Below are 17741 nucleotides of genomic sequence, written 5' to 3'. Positions count from 1 at the left end.
CCCTGATGACGACGGATGACGTTCACAAGGTCCGCAATTTCGAGCACCCCGGTGCCGGGCGGAAGCGCGCCAAGGCCACGCCCAAGGGCCGCCAGGTCGATCCGACCGCAGCCCACGAGGTCGAGCAACTGCTCGGCGACCGTCCGCGGCAGCGCGACATGCTGATCGAGTACCTGCATTTGATCCAGGACACTTATCACCAGATCTCGGCGGCGCATCTTGCCGCCCTTGCCGACGAGATGAAGCTGTCGTTCGCCGAGGTGTTCGAGACCGCGACCTTCTACGCGCATTTCGACATCGTGAAGGAGGGCGAGCCCGATATCGCGCCGCTGACGATCCGGGTCTGCGATTCGCTCACCTGCGCGATGCTGGGCGCGGAGCGATTGCTCGAAGAACTCAAGGACAAAGCGGGCCCCGGCATCCGAGTCGTGCGCGCGCCCTGCGTCGGGCGTTGCGACACCGCGCCCGCCGCCGAGGTCGGTCACAATTTCATCGACCATGCCACCGTCGACAATGTGCTGGCGGCAGCGAAGGCCGGCGACACCCATGCGCATCTGCCGGCCACGATCGGCTATGATGCCTATGTCGCGGACGGCGGCTACAAACTGCTCAACCAGCTGCGCTCAGGTGAGCTCGCAAGGGAAGACCTGCTCAAATCGCTCGATGACGCCAGCCTGCGCGGGCTCGGCGGCGCCGGCTTTCCGACCGGGCGCAAATGGCGCGCGGTGCTGGGCGAGCCCGGCCCGCGGCTGATGGCGGTCAACGGCGACGAGGGCGAGCCCGGCACGTTCAAGGATCGCTATTATCTCGAGACCGATCCGCATCGCTTCCTCGAGGGCATGCTGATCGGCGCGCATGTGGTGGAGGCGTCTGACGTCTACATCTACATCCGCGACGAGTACCCGGCGTCGCGCGAAATCCTCGAACGCGAGATCGCAAAGCTTCCCGCCGGCGGCCCGAAGCTGCACATGCGCCGCGGCGCCGGCGCCTATATCTGCGGTGAGGAATCCTCGCTGCTGGAGAGCATCGAAGGCAAGCGCGGCCTGCCGCGTCACAAGCCGCCTTACCCGTTCCAGGTCGGCCTGTTCGGCCTGCCGACGCTGATCAACAATGTCGAAACGCTGTGGTGGGTGCGCGACATCGTGGAGAAGGGCGCCGAATGGTGGAAGAGCCATGGTCGTCATGAGCGGCACGGGCTGCGCAGCTTCTCGGTCTCCGGCCGGGTGAGGAATCCCGGCATGAAGCTCGCACCTGCCGGCATCACGGTGCGCGAACTGATCGACGAATATTGCGGCGGCATGGCCGACGGCCACGTCTTCCACGCCTATCTGCCGGGCGGCGCATCGGGCGGCATCCTGCCCGCTTCGATGGACGACATCCCGCTCGATTTCGGCACGCTGGAGAAATACGGCTGCTTCATCGGCTCGGCGGCGATCGTGATCCTGTCGCAGCAGGACAGCGTCCGCCTGGCTGCGTTGAACCTGATGCGCTTCTTCGAGGACGAGAGCTGCGGCCAGTGCACGCCGTGCCGCGCCGGCACCCAGAAGGCGGCGCAGCTGATGGAGCGGCCGGTCTGGAACCGGGCCCTGCTCGACGAATTGAGCCAGGCGATGCGCGATGCGTCGATCTGCGGCCTTGGCCAGGCCGCCTCCAATCCGCTGACATCGGTGATCAAATACTTCCCCGACGAGTTCAAGGAAGCTGCCGAATGACCAAGATCACGTTCGAGCTCGACGGCAAGCAGGTCGAGGCCAATCCGGGCGAAACCATCTGGCAGGTCGCCAAGCGCGGCGGGCAGGAGATTCCGCATCTCTGCTACTCGCCGGCGCCGGACTACCGGCCCGACGGCAATTGCCGCGCCTGCATGGTCGAGATCGAGGGCGAGCGCGTGCTGGCAGCGTCCTGCAAGCGCACGCCGTCGGTCGGCATGAAGGTCAAGACCGCGAGCGCGCGCGCCGTCGCGGCGCAGAAGATGGTGATGGAGCTTCTGGTCGCCGACCAGCCGGCGCGCGAGACCTCGCACGATCCGGATTCCAAGTTCTGGCACTGGGCGGAGAAGACCGGCGTCACCGAAAGCCGCTTTCCGGCGGCGGAGCGCTGGACCGCCGATGCCAGCCATCCGGCGATGCGGGTCAATCTCGACGCCTGCATCCAGTGCGGCCTGTGCGTGCGTGCCTGCCGCGAGGTCCAGGTCAACGACGTCATCGGCATGGCTTATCGTAATCACGGCTCGAAAATCGTATTCGACTTCGACGACCCGATGGGCGAGTCGACCTGCGTGGCCTGCGGCGAATGCGTGCAGGCCTGCCCGACCGGCGCGCTGATGCCCTCCGTGATGCTCGACGACAAGCAGACCCGCGTCACCTATCCGGATCGCGAGGTGGATTCACTGTGCCCGTATTGCGGCGTCGGCTGCCAGGTCACCTACCAGGTCAAGGACGAGAAGGTGATCTATGCGGAAGGCCGCGACGGCCCGGCCAACCACAACCGGCTCTGCGTCAAGGGCCGCTTCGGCTTCGACTACATCCATCACCCCAATCGCCTGACCAGGCCGCTGGTGCGGCTGCCGGGTGTCAAGAAGGACGCCAACGATCAGGTCGATCCGGCCAACCCCTACACCCATTTCCGCGAGGCGACGTGGGAAGAGGCGCTCGATCTTGCTGCGGCGGGCTTACGGAAAATCCGCGACGAAAAGGGTGCGAAGGCGCTCGCCGGGTTCGGCTCGGCCAAGGGCTCGAACGAGGAAGCCTATCTGTTCCAGAAGCTGGTCCGCACCGGCTTCGGCTCCAACAATGTCGATCACTGCACGCGTCTGTGTCACGCCTCGTCGGTGGCGGCGCTGTTCGAGGGATTGAGCTCCGGCGCGGTGTCGGCGCCGTTCGCGGCCGCGGCCGATGCGGAAGTGATCTGGGTGATTGGCGCCAATCCGACCGTGAACCATCCGGTCGCTGCGACCTTCATCAAGAACGCCGCCAAGCGCGGCGCGAAGCTGTATGTGATGGATCCGCGCCGGCAGACGCTGTCGCGCCACGCCACGCAGCACCTCGCATTCAAACCGGGCAGCGACGTCGCGATGCTGAACGCGATGATCCACACGATCATCACCGAAGGCCTGACTGACGAGCAGTACATCGCCGGCTATACCGAGGGCTACGAAGAGCTCAAGGCCAAGATCGTCGACTTCACGCCCGAGAAGATGTCGGCGATCTGCGGCATTCCCGCGGAGACGCTGCGCGAGGTGGCGCGTGCCTATGCGCGTGCCAAGTCGTCGATCATCTTCTGGGGCATGGGAATCAGCCAGCACGTCCACGGCACCGACAATGCACGCTGCCTGATCGCGCTGGCCTTGATCACCGGCCAGGTCGGCCGCCCCGGCACCGGGCTGCATCCGCTGCGCGGGCAGAACAACGTGCAGGGCGCCTCCGACGCCGGCCTGATCCCGATGTTCCTGCCGGACTATCAGCCGGTCGGCCGTGACGACATGCGCGGCGCCTTCGAGAAGCTGTGGGGGCAGGAGCTCGATCCGGTGCGCGGACTGACCGTCGTCGAGATCATGAACGCGATCCACGCCGGCGAAATCCACGGCATGTATGTCGAGGGCGAGAATCCGGCGATGTCGGATCCGGACCTGCAGCACGCGCGCGGCGCGCTGGCCATGCTCGATCACCTCGTGGTGCAGGACCTGTTCGTCACCGAGACGGCGTTCCACGCCGACGTCATCCTGCCGGCCTCGGCGTTCGCCGAAAAGTCCGGCTCCTTCACCAACACCGATCGCCGCGTACAGCTGGCGCGCGAGGTGATCAGGCCGCCGGGCGATGCAAGGCAGGATCTCTGGATCATCCAGGAGATCGCCAAGCGGATGGGATTGCCGTGGAATTATGCGGGGCCCGGCGAGGTCTTCACCGAGATGGCTCAGCTCATGCCGTCCCTGAAGAACATCACGTGGGAGCGCCTGGTCCGCGAGGGCGCGGTGACCTATCCGGTCGACGATCCGGACAAGCCGGGCAATGAGATCATCTTCACGACCGGTTTCCCGACCGAGAGCGGCCGCGGCAAGATCGTGCCGGCCAAGGTGATCCCGCCGGACGAGCTGCCCGACGCCGAGTATCCGATGGTGCTGTCGACCGGCCGCGTGCTCGAACATTGGCACACCGGCTCGATGACGCGTCGCGCCCAGGTGCTCGACCAGATCGAGCCCGAAGCAGTCGCGTTCATGACGCCGAAGGACATGCGGAAGAAGGGGCTCGCAGCCGGCGACTTCATCCGCCTCGAGACGCGCCGCGGCGCCGTCGAGGTCAAGGTGCGCGCCGACCGCGACGTGCCGGAGAACATGGTGTTCATGCCGTTCTGCTACGCGGAGGCGGCGGCGAACCTGTTGACCAATCCGGCGCTCGACCCGTTCGGCAAGATCCCGGAATTCAAGTTCTGCGCGGTGCGCGCCGAGAAGGCCGAGTTCCGTTCGGCGGCGGAGTAGAGCGAGCGCCTAATATCCCATCCTAGAGTCCCATGGCGCATCCGTCGCCACGCGGATCGTGTGCGCCTTTGATCGTGCCATCGTCCTGTATCACGATGGCTCCGGCCTGTCCGGCCAGCGGGCTAAGCGCGGGAATCGTCGCGATGCTGTGGCCGCGCCTGGCCAAATCATCGAGCGCGGCGCCGCTGACGCTGGCCTCGAGCTTGAGGCTGTCGCGTTGGTCCGAGAATGTCTTGCCAAGCAGGAAACGCGGGCGCGCCAGCGCTTCCTGTGGGTCGAGGCGATAGTCCAGGAGACGTGTGAGCAGCACCGCCAACGTTTGCGGTTGCCCGTCGGCTCCTTGCGTGCCGCACAGAGCGTATGGCGTGTCCTCCTTGAGGACCATGCTTGGATTAAGCGTATAGAACGGACGCTTCCCGGCGCGAACAACGTTCGGGCTGCGCGGATCAAGGCTGAAGGCGGCTCCCCGGTTCTGCCAGAGAATGCCGGTATCCCCGACAACGATGCCGCTGCCCCAGTCGTAATAAGTGCTTTGCAGGACGCTGACGCTGTGCCCGAACCGGTCGGTGACCGCAAAGTAGACCGTGTCGCCGGTCTTGAACGGATGCGGCCAGTCGAGCGCGCGGTCCATCTTGATCGATTGCGCCTTGCGCTTGAGGTGGCCGGGAACCAGCCATTGGTCAGGCGGTTGCGCAGTAAAATTCGGGTCCGCAATGCGGGGGCGGTCCAGGAACGCCTGCTTCACCGCTTCCACACACAGATGGTAGTAGTCCGCACTGCCTTCAGGAATTTTGCCGAGGTCGAATTCGCGCAAGACCCCCATGATCGCGAGGGTCGAAATGCCCTGCGTCGGCGGCGGCGGCGCGAGTAACGTGAAGCCCCGGTAATCGAGGCTGACCGGTTGCTCGAGGGAAGATCGTGTCTTGCGAAGATCGTTCGCGGTCACCGGAGAGCCGACAGCTTCCAGTCCCTTGGCAATCCTTGCGGCAAGCTCTCCCTCGTAGAACTCCCGCGCGCCGTGCCGGGCAATCGCCTTGAGACTGTGCGCCAGGTTCGGCTGAGCAAAGCTTTCACCCTCTTTGGGACGATGCCCGTTCGGCATGAACGTCGCGCAGAAGTTGGGCCAGCGGTCCACCTCGGTCTTTCTGAAGTCCAGCCAATACAGCTGTGAAGCAGTGATCGGAAAGCCGTTTTCGGCGTAACCAATCGCTGCATCCAGCAGCGACGGGAAGCTGAATTGCCCACGCCAATGTGCCCTCGAATAGGCGTGAGCCTGCTCCCAGCTGTCGACCGCACCTGCCGTGACGATCGTCGAGCCGGGACCGCGGAAGGGGATCGCATCCTGGAAGTTCGGCAGATGCTCCACCGCCTGGCCGAGCCCCATAAGGACATTCTTGCGCCCGCTGCGGTCGGCGATGATCCAGATGGCATCGCCGCCAATTCCGCAGAAGTGCGGGCAGGTGACGGTGATCACGGCTCCGACGGCGATCGCCGCCTCCATGGCGTTGCCGCCGTCACGCAGCACCTTCAGACCTGCTTCGGTGGCCAGCCCGTGCGGGCTCGCCACCATGCCGTGGGTCGAGCGGGCTTGTGTCAGCGATTCAGGTGCTGCCTCGGCAACGCCGTCAGATCGACCGGAGGTTCTATCGACATGGAGATTCATCGCGTTCTTTCAATTCACTTGCAGACAAGGAGCGGCCGGCACTTTCCGGATCGTGATGCGATCCAATAAAATCGCATCACGATCCTGCCCGCTTTGCCTGCATGATTTCCGCACACAACTTCACGCCTGTCGGGAGGGAACAACCTCAGGCAGGCGTTGATCTGCGGTTTCGGCATGATGGTGGTGAGCTCCGAAGTGCGCGGTCAGCCAGGCGTAGATCGGTCCCAGCAGATTCATCAGGAGCGAGGCCGCCAGTGCGGCGAGCGGATCGCCTGGTACCGGCCCAAATCCTCCGAACACGGTTGCGAAGTACGATGCGAAGCCGAAGAACATTCCCGGGACGAAGCTGAGGGCAGGAATGCGTCCCAGCAGCATCATTGCGCCGTTGAAGACGAACAGGATGACGCACTCGGCGAGGATCTGGGCAGTCCCCGTCAGATGCTGCGCCGAGAACTTGAAGCAAACCACGATGATGTAGGCGAAAATGCCGCCGATGATCATGGTGGGCCAGAACTTCTTCAACAAGCCGATGGAAGGCCCGCCGGCCGCGAATGTGCCCGCCCAGGTGATGAAGATCGCCCACGGCGGGAAGTGGAATGAGGTCATGCTGATGAAGATCGTGGTGACGGCTAGAAGTGACGCGACAACTTCGGCTGGCAGCTTTGTCATGTGTGGTTTCCTCGCTTGGTGCTTTTGCTTGTTTGTTCGGCTTCCGCTACGGCTCGCCATCACGAATGAGCGTGGCCGCATCCCCTGCAGATTCGACTTTCGTGCCGGGTAATAACCGTCACGCGTCCGCGCTTGAGAACCCAGGAGCGCGGCGGAATGTCCAGCAACACATCCGCGAAGGCGAACGTGTCGAAGATCACGATGTCCGCCGGCTTGCCCACCGCCAGACCGTACTGATCGGACAACCCCACCGCACGCGCGGCGTTGGAGGTGCCCATCCTGAGAACCTCGAGCTGATGTTCGGGCGTGCCAAACTGGATGAGGTGGGCCAGCAGACTGCCGATCTGAAGCGGGTCGGCTTTCCCGAACGGGGTGAAGGCGTTGCGGATGTTGTTCGAGGAGTAGGCAACATTGACGCCCGCCGCATGCAACGCGCGCACCGGTGCCAGGCCACGACGTGGCCGCGCATCGTCCTTCCGTCCGCCGAGATAGGTGTCCGTGGCGGGCAGGGTGACAATGGTGATGTCTGCTTCCCGCAGCAGATCAATGACCGGCTTCGCCTGTTCGGACGTCAGAGCACCAAGGCTCGTCATGTGGCCCAGGGCGACCCTGCCTCGATAATTCGTATCGATGGTTTTTCGCGCGATGTATTCCGCCGCGGCGAAGCGCCTGTCGTCGGTGTCGTCGGCAAAGTCGGCGTGCATGTCGATGTCGAGATCGTGCTTCAAAGCCAGATCGAACACCTTGTCGACATGTTTGCACGTATCGTCCCAGCTCAACTCGTTATAGGGACAGCCGCCGACCACGTCGGCGCCCATCGCTATTGCCTGCTCCATGAGGTCGATCACACCCGCGGTCTTCAGCAGGCCTTCCTGCGGAAAGGCAACGATTTGCAGATCGAGCAGATCCTTGTACTCGTCCTTCAGCTCCAGGGCGGTCTCGACTCCGATCAGTCCCTGGATCGGGTCGACATCCGGATGGGCGCGAACGAAGACCGTGCCGTTGCGGACCGCCATGTCCAGAACCCTGCGCGATCGCTCCAGCACATCGCTTCGCTCCTGCTTCGCCTTGAGGATTCCGGTGACCCGGATGGCTTCTTCGAGGGTTCCGGAACGAGCGGGCAGTCGGCGATGCACAAATGCCTTTTCGAGATGCAGGTGCGGTTCGATGAAGCCCGGCATGGCGACGCGGCCCTCCGCATCGATCTCCTCTTCACCCACCCTGTCGAGGCTCTCCTCAATCGCCGCAATTCGTCCTCCGCGAATTCCGATATCCATGAGGGGCTGCTCGTCGCTAAGCCGAACCTGGCGAACGACCATTTCCATCGATGATTCCTCCCTGGCTTCGTCGGAGCTTTGTTTTTTGTTTCTCCGACGCGTTGAGAAGCCTAGGGCAGAACCTGCCGCGAGATAATCGGTGGGTTCCTAGGAGGCGGCTAGGAATAATCCTAGAAATGCCGGCGTGAAGTCCTTGCCGGCGCGTCCCCGGGTTTGCAGGAGTGCCGCGTAAAACCGGTCGGATGCCGGGCGGATCACTCGACGAGCTGATTTCGGAGCGCGTAATGAACCAGGTCGACGACCGTTGCAGCCCCCATCTTTTCCATCAGGTTCGCCTTGTGGGTGCTCACGGTCTTGATGCTCAGATTGAGCCTGCGGGCGATGTCGGTGATCTTGCGTCCAAGAACCAGCATATCGAAGACTTCGCGTTCGCGTTTCGTCAATCGGATATGCGGGAATTCCGTCACCGGCGGCCGCCGGGCGGCTTCTCGCGTCGCCGCGCTGACAAACATTTCATCTCGCGCAGCGGTCCTGATTGCCTGGATCAGCTGATGACTTGCGCTATTCTTGGTGACGTATCCCGCAGCGCCCGCCTTCAGCGATTCGATGACGTACTGATGCTCCTCATGCATGCTGAGGACGACGATGCGAATCCCTGGATGCTTGGCCTTGAGGAGCTGGAGCAGCGGAATCCCGCTGATTCCAGGCATGGAGAGATCGAGCAGCACTATTTCGCACGGCGTCGTTTCCAGCAGCCCCAGCAGTTCCTCGCCGCTTCGCGCCTCGCCGACGATGTCAATATCTGCCTGATCCGCGAGAATCTGCTTCAATCCCTCGCGGAAGATCGTGTGGTCGTCGGTGATGATGAGACGTGTCATCGCCCGGTCCGGACTTCCTCGGAGACGTGGAGCGGAATGCGCACCGACACGCGCGTTCCGCTATGCGTAGCGCCGGAAACGTCGATCGATCCTCCGAGGGAAAAGGCGCGCTCACGCATACCCACGAGGCCCAAGCCATCGCGCGGCAATATCACGTTGTCGATACCGTAGCCATCATCGACGATCTCGAGCTGCAGCTCGTCCGCGACGTGCCGTGCGCTGATGTCGACCTGCCTGGCATGTCCGTGGCGGAGCGCATTCGTGAGTGACTCCTGGACGATACGGAACACGCCCGTGCTCACATCCTTGCTGTAGGCAATATCCTCCCGATCAAAGGACAAGGAGACGTCGAGCCCGCTCATCTCGGTGGAGTTCTGTGTCAGCCACTTGATCGCAGAGACGAGACCGAGCTCGTCCAGCATGATCGGCCTCAAGTCGGCCGCGATGCGTCGAAGGTCCGTCACCGAACGATCTGCGACAGAAACGAGTCGGTCGATATGGAGGCGCAGGACGTCTGGCGACGAGAACAGATGGTCCCGGATCCAGGTCAACTGGATCTTCATCGCTGTGAGTGCTTGACCCAGCTCGTCGTGGAGCTCCCTTGAGATTCTCGTGCGCTCCTCCTCCCGGACCGACTGAAGGTATGAGGAGAGCTCGCGCAACTGCGATCTGGAGCGGCGAAGCTCGTCTTCTGCCGCCCTTCGCTCGGTGATATCGCGGGATATGCCCACAGTCCCGACAATGCGCCCGGCTTCATTGCGAATGGGGGCTTTGATGGTCTCGAACCAACGCGGTTCGCCGTTGTTGTCGGGACGGGATTCCTCGTACCGTCGACGCCTGCCGCTCTTCAGGACGGCGCGGTCGGTGCGCAGATAGACATTGGCGATCTCCGGCGGCCATACTTCCGATGGGGCTTTCCCGATCACCTCTTGTTCAGGCAGGCCGACGACTTTCAGATAGGCCGAGTTGACTGCAAGATAGCGCGACTTGCGATCCTTGAGCCATGCCATGTCAGGAATATTGTCGAGCAGCGCTCGTTGCCGCTCCTGTTGTCCATCGCCGGTCATCGTTGAACACTATCAACTTCGCGATACCTGCATAGTGGAAAATCGTCTGTAGTATTTGCGCGAGGCGCCGTTGCTTTTCTCGCAAATGCGAAACGGATGGAGGGATGGTCAATCACCGCTTGCCGCGGCGTGCGATCGCTTCGTCGACGCGCGCCAGCCAGATGAACTCCAGCTTGGCGTGGGCGCCGGCGGGGATGTCGTCGTAGTCGCGCTTGTTGCGCGCCGGCAGCATCACACGATCAGACCCGCGGCGGCGGCGGCGACCAACTTCTCCTTGATGCCGCCGACCGGCAGCACGAGGCCGGGGTCGCCGTCTTCGAGGCCAGCCCTCACGGACGGTCCACAGAAGGCCACCTGCGAAAATCAAGTAAGCGGGCCTGTCGCATCGCTGAAAAAATGTTGGGGCGCCTGATATCGGGAAGGCGCTAAGGCTGTGTTGCTCGCTCGGATCGCGCCGGGGACGACCCATCGCGCAGGTCAAAGCGAGTCAGAGACAGACAGCGTTGGAGGCGTAACCATGTCACGTCACCACAAGATGCCGCCGATCCCGCCGGCCAACCGCAGCCCCAAGGGCACGGGTGGCGGAGTGGAGGTCAAGAAGGACACGTCATCCACCAAGGCGGTGGGCAACCCTGCAGAGCAGGGCGACACGGCCAACATCAAGCAGAACACGACGAACGCCGGATATTTCAAGGGGCGTCGTGCGGGCTAGCCAGAGCGTTTTCGAGCGAAGCCTGTCCCGCACTTGATGCGGGATGGACCGCGGTTCGCGTGAAGAAAACGCGTCAAAACAAAAAGCTAGAGCTTCGGTTCTGATTCAATCAGAACCGGAAATGCTCCAGCCAGGTGCTGCTCGCTTTCATTCCGCGGCGGCAGGCGTGGTCTTCGCGGCCTCCAGGGCCGCAGCGATTGCGTCGTCGACGCGCTCCAACCAGATGAACTCCAGCTTGGCGCGGGCGCCGGCGGGGATGTCGTCGTAGTCGCGCTTGTTGCGCGCCGGCAGCATCACCCGGGTCAGGCCCGCGGCTGCGGCCGCGACCACCTTCTCCTTGATGCCGCCGACCGGCAGCACGAGACCGCGCAGCGAGATCTCGCCGGTCATCGCGGTGTCGCTGCGCACGGTGCGGTCGGTCAAGAGCGAGGTGAGGGCGGTGAACATCGCAACGCCCGCGCTCGGGCCGTCCTTTGGCGTAGCACCAGCGGGAACGTGGACATGGATGTCGCTCTTCTCGAACGCGCCGGGATCGATGCCGAGCTGGGCGGCGCGGCTCTTCACCAGCGTCAGCGCGGCCTGCACGCTCTCCCGCATGACGTCGCCGAGCTGTCCGGTGATCATCAGCGCGCCGCGGCCCGGCGTGCGTGAGGCCTCGATGAACAGGATGTCGCCGCCGACCGGGGTCCAAGCGAGGCCAGTGGCAACGCCGGGAATGCTGGTGCGCATCGCGATCTCGTTCTCGAAACGCGGCTGGCCGAGCAGCGTCACGATGTCCTTTGGCGCGATGGTGACGTGGCTCGTGCTGCCTTCGGCGATCTGCACCGCGACGTTGCGCAGCACCTTGCCGATCTCGCGCTCGAGATTGCGAACGCCGGCCTCGCGGGTGTAGCTCTTGATGATCAGCCGCAGCGCGTCCGGATCGATCTCGACCTGTTCGGCCTTGATCCCATTGGCTTCGAGCTGGCGGCGCACCAGATAGCGCTTGGCGATCTCGAGCTTCTCGTCCTCGGTGTAGCCGGGAAGGCTGATCAGCTCCATGCGGTCGAGCAGCGGGCCCGGGACGCCGTCGAGCATGTTGGCGGTGGCGATGAACACGACGCGCGACAGGTCGAACGGCACGCCGAGATAATTGTCGCGGAAGGTGCCGTTCTGCTCGGGGTCGAGCACTTCGAGCATCGCGGCCGACGGATCGCCCTGGATGCCGCGGCCCATCTTGTCGATCTCATCCAGCATCATCACGCAATTGCGCGCGCCGGCCTTCTTGATCGCCTGGATGATGTTGCCAGGCAGCGCGCCGATATAGGTGCGGCGATGGCCGCGGATCTCGGCCTCGTCATGCACGCCGCCGAGCGAGACGCGGACGAACGGCCGCGACATCGCGCGCGCGATCGATTGCCCGAGCGAGGTCTTGCCGACGCCGGGCGGTCCGAGGAAGCAGAGGATCGGCGCCTTGCCGCCGGGCGCGAGCTTGCGCACCGCGAGATATTCGATGATGCGGCTCTTGATTTTCTCCAGCCCATAATGATCCTGGTCGAGGATCTTGCGCGCCTCGGCAATGTCGATCGGCTTTTCCTCGGGAAGGCTCCAGGGCAGGTCGATCAGCCAGTCGAGATAGCTGCGCACCATGCCGGACTCGGCGGCTGCCTCCGGCATCCGCTCGTAGCGGCGCAGCTCTTTCTGGGCCTGGCTCTCGGCTTCTGGCGGCATCTTGGCCTCGGCGATCGCCTTGGTCAGTTCCGCGACTTCCGCGGCCTTGCCGTCGCCTTCACCGAGCTGGCGCTGGATCGTCGCCATCTGCTCGCGCAGGATCGCCTCGCGTTGCCGTTCGTCGAACACCGCCTTGGTCTTCTGCCCGATCTCCTGGCTCAGCCTCAGCACCTCGATGCGCTCGGCGAGATGCCGCGACACCTTGTCCATCCGCGCCGCGAGATCGATGGTTTCCAGGATGTCCTGTTTCTCCGGCGGCTTGATGTCCATGTAGGAGGTTGCAAGGTCGGCGAGCGTCGCCGGCGAGGTCGCGCTCTGCAGCGCGGCGATCAATTCGGGCGGCGTCTGCGGCAGCAATTGTGCGGCCTCGAGCGCCTGGCGCTGCAGGTTGAGGAAACGCGCCTCGATCTCGGGCGAGGTGGTGGTGGGCTCGGGGATCTGCAACACGCGGGCCGCAAGGAACGGCGTGCCGGGCAGATAGTCGAGCACGCGCATGCGCTGCACGCCCTGGCAGACCAGATGATGGGTGTCGTCGGCGCCGGTGATGTAGCGCACGATGTTGGCGACGGTGCCGACACGGTACAGCCCGTCCGGGCCGGGATCGTCAGCCTCGGGGTCGCGCTGCAGCAGGATACCGATCTGGCGCTGCTCGCGCACCGCCTGCTGGGCCGCGGCGATGGATTTGGCGCGGTTGATCGAGATCGGGATGATGACGTCGGGAAACAGCACGGTGGTGCGCACCGCGATGATGACCAGCGCGTCGCTGGGGATCGGCGCCGATGCCGTGGTCGAGCCTGAAACGTCTGAAGCAGCCATGTCGAAATCCTCAGCTCGATTTGCCAAGCCGCAGGCCGACGCAGCCATGCGCGGCAAAGCGACTGATGGTGTAGCGACCGGTCGGCAGCGCGATCCGGCGCTCGAACCGGCCCTGCGGCAGCTCGAGGCGCAGGATGCGGGCGTCGCGGAGCTCCGCGGGCAGGATGCGTCGGCCGGAGATCACGAGCGTGCCGCCGTCGAGCGCGGCCTCGACCTCATCGGGGTCGACCCCCGGCAGCGCGACCAGGATGAGGATTTCCTCGTCCGTCTCGATCACGTCCATCGGCGGTTCCCAGCTCGGCTCGCTGCCCGCCTGCGGGCGCAGGTTCAGGAAACTCTGGTGCAACCGTTCGGCCCGGGCGAGCGCCTCGATCGCGTCAGTCAGCATCCAGTTGATCGGATCCTTGGGGCCCATGGGCAGTCTCCACGTCGCATTGGGAGGCGAGGTTACCGGTCTTGCCGCCGACCGTAAACCGGCCCCTCGCGTCGCCGTTCGGGGGTAAAATTGTCCGAAATCTCGCGATTTGCGGCACGTGTGCGATGCCCCGCTGCACTCTGCCCGGACCAGAATGGCTCGATGTTCGGATCGCTGCCTACAGCCAGCCGGAACGCCTGAATCGCCAGAACAGCCCGCCGCATGCGACCAGCATCAGGCCCATCACGACGAAATAGCCGTACTCCCATTGCAGCTCCGGAATGTACTTGAAATTCATGCCGTAGATGCCGGCGACGGCTGTCGGCACGGCAACAATCGCTAGCCATGAGGCGAGCTTCTTGGAGATCGCCGTTTCCTGCGCCTGACCGACCAGCAGGCTTGCTTCAAATGCAAAGGCGAGCACCTCGCGCAGGGCATCGATCCGTTCCTGGATGGTGCGGACGTGATCCGTGACATCCCGGAACAGCGGGCGCATGGTCTCGCGCACCATCGGCAGGTCGTCGCGCTCCAGTCTGCGGCAGACCTCCACCAGCGGCCCGACCGCGTTGCGCAGACGCAGCAGGTCACGTCGCAGCAGATACAGCCGCTCGATCTGCGCCCGCGTCATCGCGCTTGCAAGCACCTCCGCCTCCATCGCCTCGACCTCCTCCTGGATCGTCTCGAGCACCGGTGAGTAGTTGTCGACGATGAAATCGAGGATCGCATAGAGGATGTAGTCCTCGCCGCGGGCGAGCGCGCGCGGGCAGCTCTCGCAACGTTCGCGGACCGGCGTGTAGGACGTCGAGGCGCCGTGGCGCACCGAGACGATGTATCCCTCGCCGACGAACAGATGCGTCTCGCCGAAGGCGATGCTCTCGCCGTCGAGCTGCGCGGTGCGTGCCACGATGAACAGCGCGTCGCCGTATTGCTCGATCTTAGGCCGCTGATGTGCATGATTCGCATCCTCGATCGCGAGGTCGTGCAGCTGGAACTGCCGCTGCAGGCTTCTGAGCAGCGTCATGTCCGGCTCGTGCAGGCCGATCCACACCACATGGTCCGGCTTGCTGCGCCAGTTCGCGGCTTCGTCGATCGCGATATTGGCGATGCGTCGTCCTTCGACGTAGACGCCTGCCGCGATCACGCCATCGGAATTGACGGGCCCTGCGGTTGCGACGGTTGGCGATACGAGGTCCATGGTCTCCACCCTCGGTTATCGAACCCGCTTGACGCTATTCGTTGCCAAAAGGCTAGCACTGAATGGGCGCCGGTCAACACGCCGAGACGTTGCGTCCCGGCTTGTGGGGGCGGCATGGGGCGCATCCCATTGCGGATTGGCTGGTCTTTATACGGCTCCTATGCCGCATCGCGGCGGGTCCTCTCGAATTCCTACGGTGTTGTCGGCATCTTTTGGGCTGACGCGGTGCGCTCGCGCGCCGCCAACAGGAAGGTGGGACATGACCTTGCTCCAACTCCACGATGTCCGGCCGCACCGTTCGGCCGCTGCCATCCACCCCGTACTGAAGCGGACGATCCGGCGGATCGTCCTTGGCTTCAGGGCGATCCACCGCTCGATCGCCGCCGCGAAGATCCATCGTCTGCGCAACGAGCTCTTGCTGCATCGCGGCCTGGAGGACTGGGTGCGGATGAACCTGAACACGCGCGGCGACGATGCCGAGAAATATCCGCGCCCGCCGGTCGTGCTCGGCGAGAAATGGGACTACTGAGATGCGTGTCGTTTCATCGATCCGTGTCCTGCAGCGCAGCGCGGCAGAGGGACTGTTCAAATTCCTCGCCTGGATCGGCGAGGAGCCGATCAGCGTTTACCGGCCCGAGGCGCACTACATGCTCGGTCCCGGACCGGCCTGGCGGGCCAAGCATCAGCCGGGTCAGGTTGCCTCGCTGCGGCGCGTCAGGTGATCGAGCAGATTCATCGGCACCGGAAACACCACGGTTGAGGAGCGCTCGCCGGCGATGTCAAGCAGTGCCGCGAAATAGCGGAGCTGCATCGCCTGCGGCTCCTGGGCGAGGATCCGCCCGGCTTCGACCAGCTTCTCGGCGGCCTGCTGCTCGCCCATCGCGTTGATCACCTTGGCGCGCCGCAACCGTTCCGCCTCGGCCTGCTTGGCGATCGCCCGCACCATGGTTTCGTTGAGATCGATATCCTTGATCTCGATTCCGGTCACCTTGATGCCCCAGGCGTCGGTCTGCTTGTCGAGGATTTCCTGGATATCGGCGTTGAGCCGGTCGCGTTCCGCGAGCATCTCGTCGAGCTCGTGCTTGCCGAGCACCGAGCGCAGCGTGGTCTGTGCAAGCTGACTGGTCGCAGCCATGTAATCGCTGACCTTGATGATGGCGCGTTCGGGATCGACGATGCGGAAGTAGAGAACGGCGTTGACCTTGACCGAGACGTTGTCGCGCGAAATCACGTCCTGGGGTGGCACCACCTGCACCACCACCCTGAGGTCGACCTTCACCAGCTGCTGCACGATCGGAATCAACAGGAAGAGCCCGGGGCCCTTCACACCCGTGAAGCGGCCCAGCGTGAAGACGACGCCGCGCTCATATTCGCGCAGGACACGAACCGCCTGCGTCAGGAATACCACGACAACCAGCGCCAGTGCCGCATAGCCGAAATAATCAAGCATCATGCTGTACCTCCCTGCCGGTGGCGATCGGCGCGCGCCGCACCACCAGCGTCAAATCGATCAGTTTGGCGACCTCGACCGTCTCTCCGGACTGGAACGTCTCGGTGCCACGCGCTTGCCAGCGCTCGCCATTGGTGAAGACGTGACCTGATGTCCCGGACCAGTCGAGCACCTCGGCCGACAGGCCCTGCATGGCCTGGGCACCGAGGCGCAGCTGCTCTTTCGCGGCGCGGCGCAGCGCGCCGAGCACGGCAACCAGGAAAGCGGCAAGCGCCGCCGCGGTGATGCCGATGACCCACCATGACAGGCCGTAGCCCGGCGTCTCGTCCCGGAACAGCATCAGCGCGCCCAGCACGAAGGCGACAAGCCCTCCGGCGCCGATCACGACCGTCGGGTTGAAGGCCTCGATGGCGAGCAGCGCGATCCCGACCAGCATCAGGGCGAAGCTCGCGTAGTTGGTCGGCAGCAGATTGAGGGCGTAGAGGCCGAGCAGCAGGCAGATCGTGCCGACGACCCCCGGGGCGACCATGCCGGGCGACATGAATTCGAAGATCAGCCCGTAGATGCCGACCATCAGCAGGATGAACGCGACGTTGGGATCGGTGATGACCGCAAGCAGGCGCGAGATCCAGCCCGGCTCGATCGCTTCGATCGCGATGTCCTTCGTCGCAAGCCGTTGCGTCTTGCCGGCTGCGACCTCCACCGTCCGACCGTCGACCTGTCTGAGCAGATCGGCCGGATCACGTGCGATGATCTCGATGACATTGGCCTGCAGCGCAGCGTTGGTGGACAGGGTGGCGGCCTCGCGCACCGCCTTCTCGGCCCAGTCGGCGTTGCGGCCGCGCAGCTCGGCGAGGCTACGGATGAAAGCGACGGCGTCATTGGTCGCCTTCGCCGTCATGGTATCCTTCGGTTGCTGCTGGCGGTCACCATCCTTGGCGTCCTTGTCGGGACCGGGCAGGCCCGGTACGCCGCCGATCTGCACCGGCGTTGCGGCCCCGATATTGGTGCCTGGCGCCATCGCCGCGATGTGCGTCGCATAGAGGATGTAGGTCCCGGCGCTTGCCGCATGGGCGCCGGAGGGGGCGACATAACCGACCACGGGGACAGGAGAGGCAAGCACGTCGGCGATGATCTCGCGCATGCTGGTGTTCAGACCACCCGGCGTATTCAGCCGCAGCACGACAAGCTCGGCGCGCCGTTCGGCGGCCTTGGCCAGTGCGCCCTTCACATAGCTGGCCGACGCCGGCCCGATGGCTCCATCGATCGAAACGGTCACGGCGAGGCGGCTGTTGCCCTCCGCGGCACCGGGACGGATGGAGACAAAGAGGGCGATGAGCGCGGCCGCCGCAACGAGGGCTGCCCTTAAGGTCTGCACGGCAAGCACTCCCTTGCCGAAAATATGGGGCGCCGCT

Annotated in this window: 15 protein-coding genes and 1 pseudogene; 5 read left to right on the top strand and 11 right to left on the bottom strand. The window is 64.3% G+C overall.

Going from position 1 to position 17741, the window contains the following annotated elements; all coding sequences use genetic code 11:
- The first annotated feature begins 5 nt into the window (after positions 1 to 5).
- Positions 6 to 1712 (top strand): NADH-ubiquinone oxidoreductase-F iron-sulfur binding region domain-containing protein, encoded by a 1707-nt coding sequence (locus V5279_RS34055; RefSeq protein ID WP_338691434.1) that lies wholly within the window; start codon positions 6 to 8, stop codon positions 1710 to 1712.
- A complete protein-coding gene (gene fdhF, locus V5279_RS34050; RefSeq protein WP_338691433.1) occupies positions 1709 to 4474 on the top strand; it encodes a formate dehydrogenase subunit alpha in 2766 nt (921 codons plus the stop codon). The genes V5279_RS34055 and fdhF overlap by 4 nt, the downstream gene beginning before the upstream one ends.
- A gap of 22 nt (positions 4475 to 4496) precedes the next feature.
- Here the strand turns inward: fdhF and V5279_RS34045 are convergent, their stop codons facing one another.
- The 6 genes and pseudogenes from V5279_RS34045 to V5279_RS47120 form a co-directional block, all read right to left on the bottom strand.
- Entirely contained in the window at positions 4497 to 6044 is a 1548-nt protein-coding gene (locus V5279_RS34045; RefSeq protein WP_338701539.1) for a gamma-glutamyltransferase family protein, read from the bottom strand.
- Between the two features lie 213 nt (positions 6045 to 6257).
- Complete coding sequence (locus V5279_RS34040; protein WP_029079096.1) at positions 6258 to 6806, bottom strand: DUF1097 domain-containing protein; 549 nt, start codon at positions 6804 to 6806, stop codon at positions 6258 to 6260.
- A 59-nt stretch (positions 6807 to 6865) separates the two neighbouring features.
- Positions 6866 to 8131, bottom strand: a complete 1266-nt coding sequence (locus tag V5279_RS34035) for an amidohydrolase family protein (protein WP_338691432.1) — start codon at positions 8129 to 8131, stop codon at positions 6866 to 6868.
- 206 nt (positions 8132 to 8337) lie between these two features.
- Positions 8338 to 8961 carry a response regulator transcription factor gene (locus V5279_RS34030; RefSeq protein ID WP_166298353.1) on the bottom strand — a complete coding sequence of 208 codons (624 nt, stop codon included), beginning with the start codon at positions 8959 to 8961 and terminating at the stop codon, positions 8338 to 8340.
- Positions 8958 to 10028: a PAS domain-containing sensor histidine kinase gene (locus V5279_RS34025; protein WP_338691431.1), complete on the bottom strand. Its 1071-nt coding sequence runs from the start codon at positions 10026 to 10028 to the stop codon at positions 8958 to 8960. The genes V5279_RS34030 and V5279_RS34025 overlap by 4 nt, the downstream gene beginning before the upstream one ends.
- A gap of 112 nt (positions 10029 to 10140) precedes the next feature.
- A pseudogene (locus V5279_RS47120) lies at positions 10141 to 10331 on the bottom strand (S16 family serine protease); the annotation flags it as partial.
- A gap of 214 nt (positions 10332 to 10545) precedes the next feature.
- Between V5279_RS47120 and V5279_RS34020 the strand changes: the two are divergent.
- On the top strand, positions 10546 to 10740 hold the full coding sequence (locus V5279_RS34020) for a hypothetical protein (protein ID WP_035976334.1): 195 nt from the start codon (positions 10546 to 10548) through the stop codon (positions 10738 to 10740).
- A 147-nt stretch (positions 10741 to 10887) separates the two neighbouring features.
- On the opposite strand, the gene lon is transcribed toward V5279_RS34020, so the two are convergent.
- The 3 genes from lon to corA form a co-directional block, all read right to left on the bottom strand.
- Positions 10888 to 13266, bottom strand: coding sequence for an endopeptidase La (lon, locus tag V5279_RS34015; protein ID WP_338691430.1), 2379 nt, complete (start codon positions 13264 to 13266; stop codon positions 10888 to 10890).
- Between the two features lie 10 nt (positions 13267 to 13276).
- Complete coding sequence (locus tag V5279_RS34010; RefSeq protein WP_029079092.1) at positions 13277 to 13681, bottom strand: Hsp20/alpha crystallin family protein; 405 nt, start codon at positions 13679 to 13681, stop codon at positions 13277 to 13279.
- Positions 13682 to 13859: 178 nt separating this feature from the next.
- Positions 13860 to 14876, bottom strand: a complete 1017-nt coding sequence (corA, locus tag V5279_RS34005; protein WP_338691429.1) for a magnesium/cobalt transporter CorA — start codon at positions 14874 to 14876, stop codon at positions 13860 to 13862.
- Between the two features lie 259 nt (positions 14877 to 15135).
- Here corA and V5279_RS34000 point away from each other — a divergent pair, with 259 nt between their 5' ends.
- Positions 15136 to 15405, top strand: coding sequence for a hypothetical protein (locus V5279_RS34000; RefSeq protein ID WP_338691428.1), 270 nt, complete (start codon positions 15136 to 15138; stop codon positions 15403 to 15405).
- A gap of 1 nt (position 15406) precedes the next feature.
- Positions 15407 to 15598, top strand: a complete 192-nt coding sequence (locus V5279_RS33995) for a hypothetical protein (RefSeq protein ID WP_338691427.1) — start codon at positions 15407 to 15409, stop codon at positions 15596 to 15598.
- On the opposite strand, the gene V5279_RS33990 is transcribed toward V5279_RS33995, so the two are convergent.
- A complete protein-coding gene (locus tag V5279_RS33990; RefSeq protein WP_166298348.1) occupies positions 15568 to 16329 on the bottom strand; it encodes a slipin family protein in 762 nt (253 codons plus the stop codon). The two genes, V5279_RS33995 and V5279_RS33990, sit on opposite strands and share 31 nt — an antisense overlap.
- Positions 16319 to 17704 carry a nodulation protein NfeD gene (locus V5279_RS33985; protein WP_338691426.1) on the bottom strand — a complete coding sequence of 462 codons (1386 nt, stop codon included), beginning with the start codon at positions 17702 to 17704 and terminating at the stop codon, positions 16319 to 16321. Before V5279_RS33985 ends, V5279_RS33990 begins: the two co-directional genes overlap by 11 nt.
- Positions 17705 to 17741 lie beyond the last annotated feature (37 nt).

The organism is Bradyrhizobium sp. 26S5 (genome assembly GCF_036923295.1).
Classification (GTDB): domain Bacteria; phylum Pseudomonadota; class Alphaproteobacteria; order Rhizobiales; family Xanthobacteraceae; genus Bradyrhizobium; species Bradyrhizobium septentrionale.
This window is presented reverse-complemented; position numbering and strand designations above follow the sequence as displayed.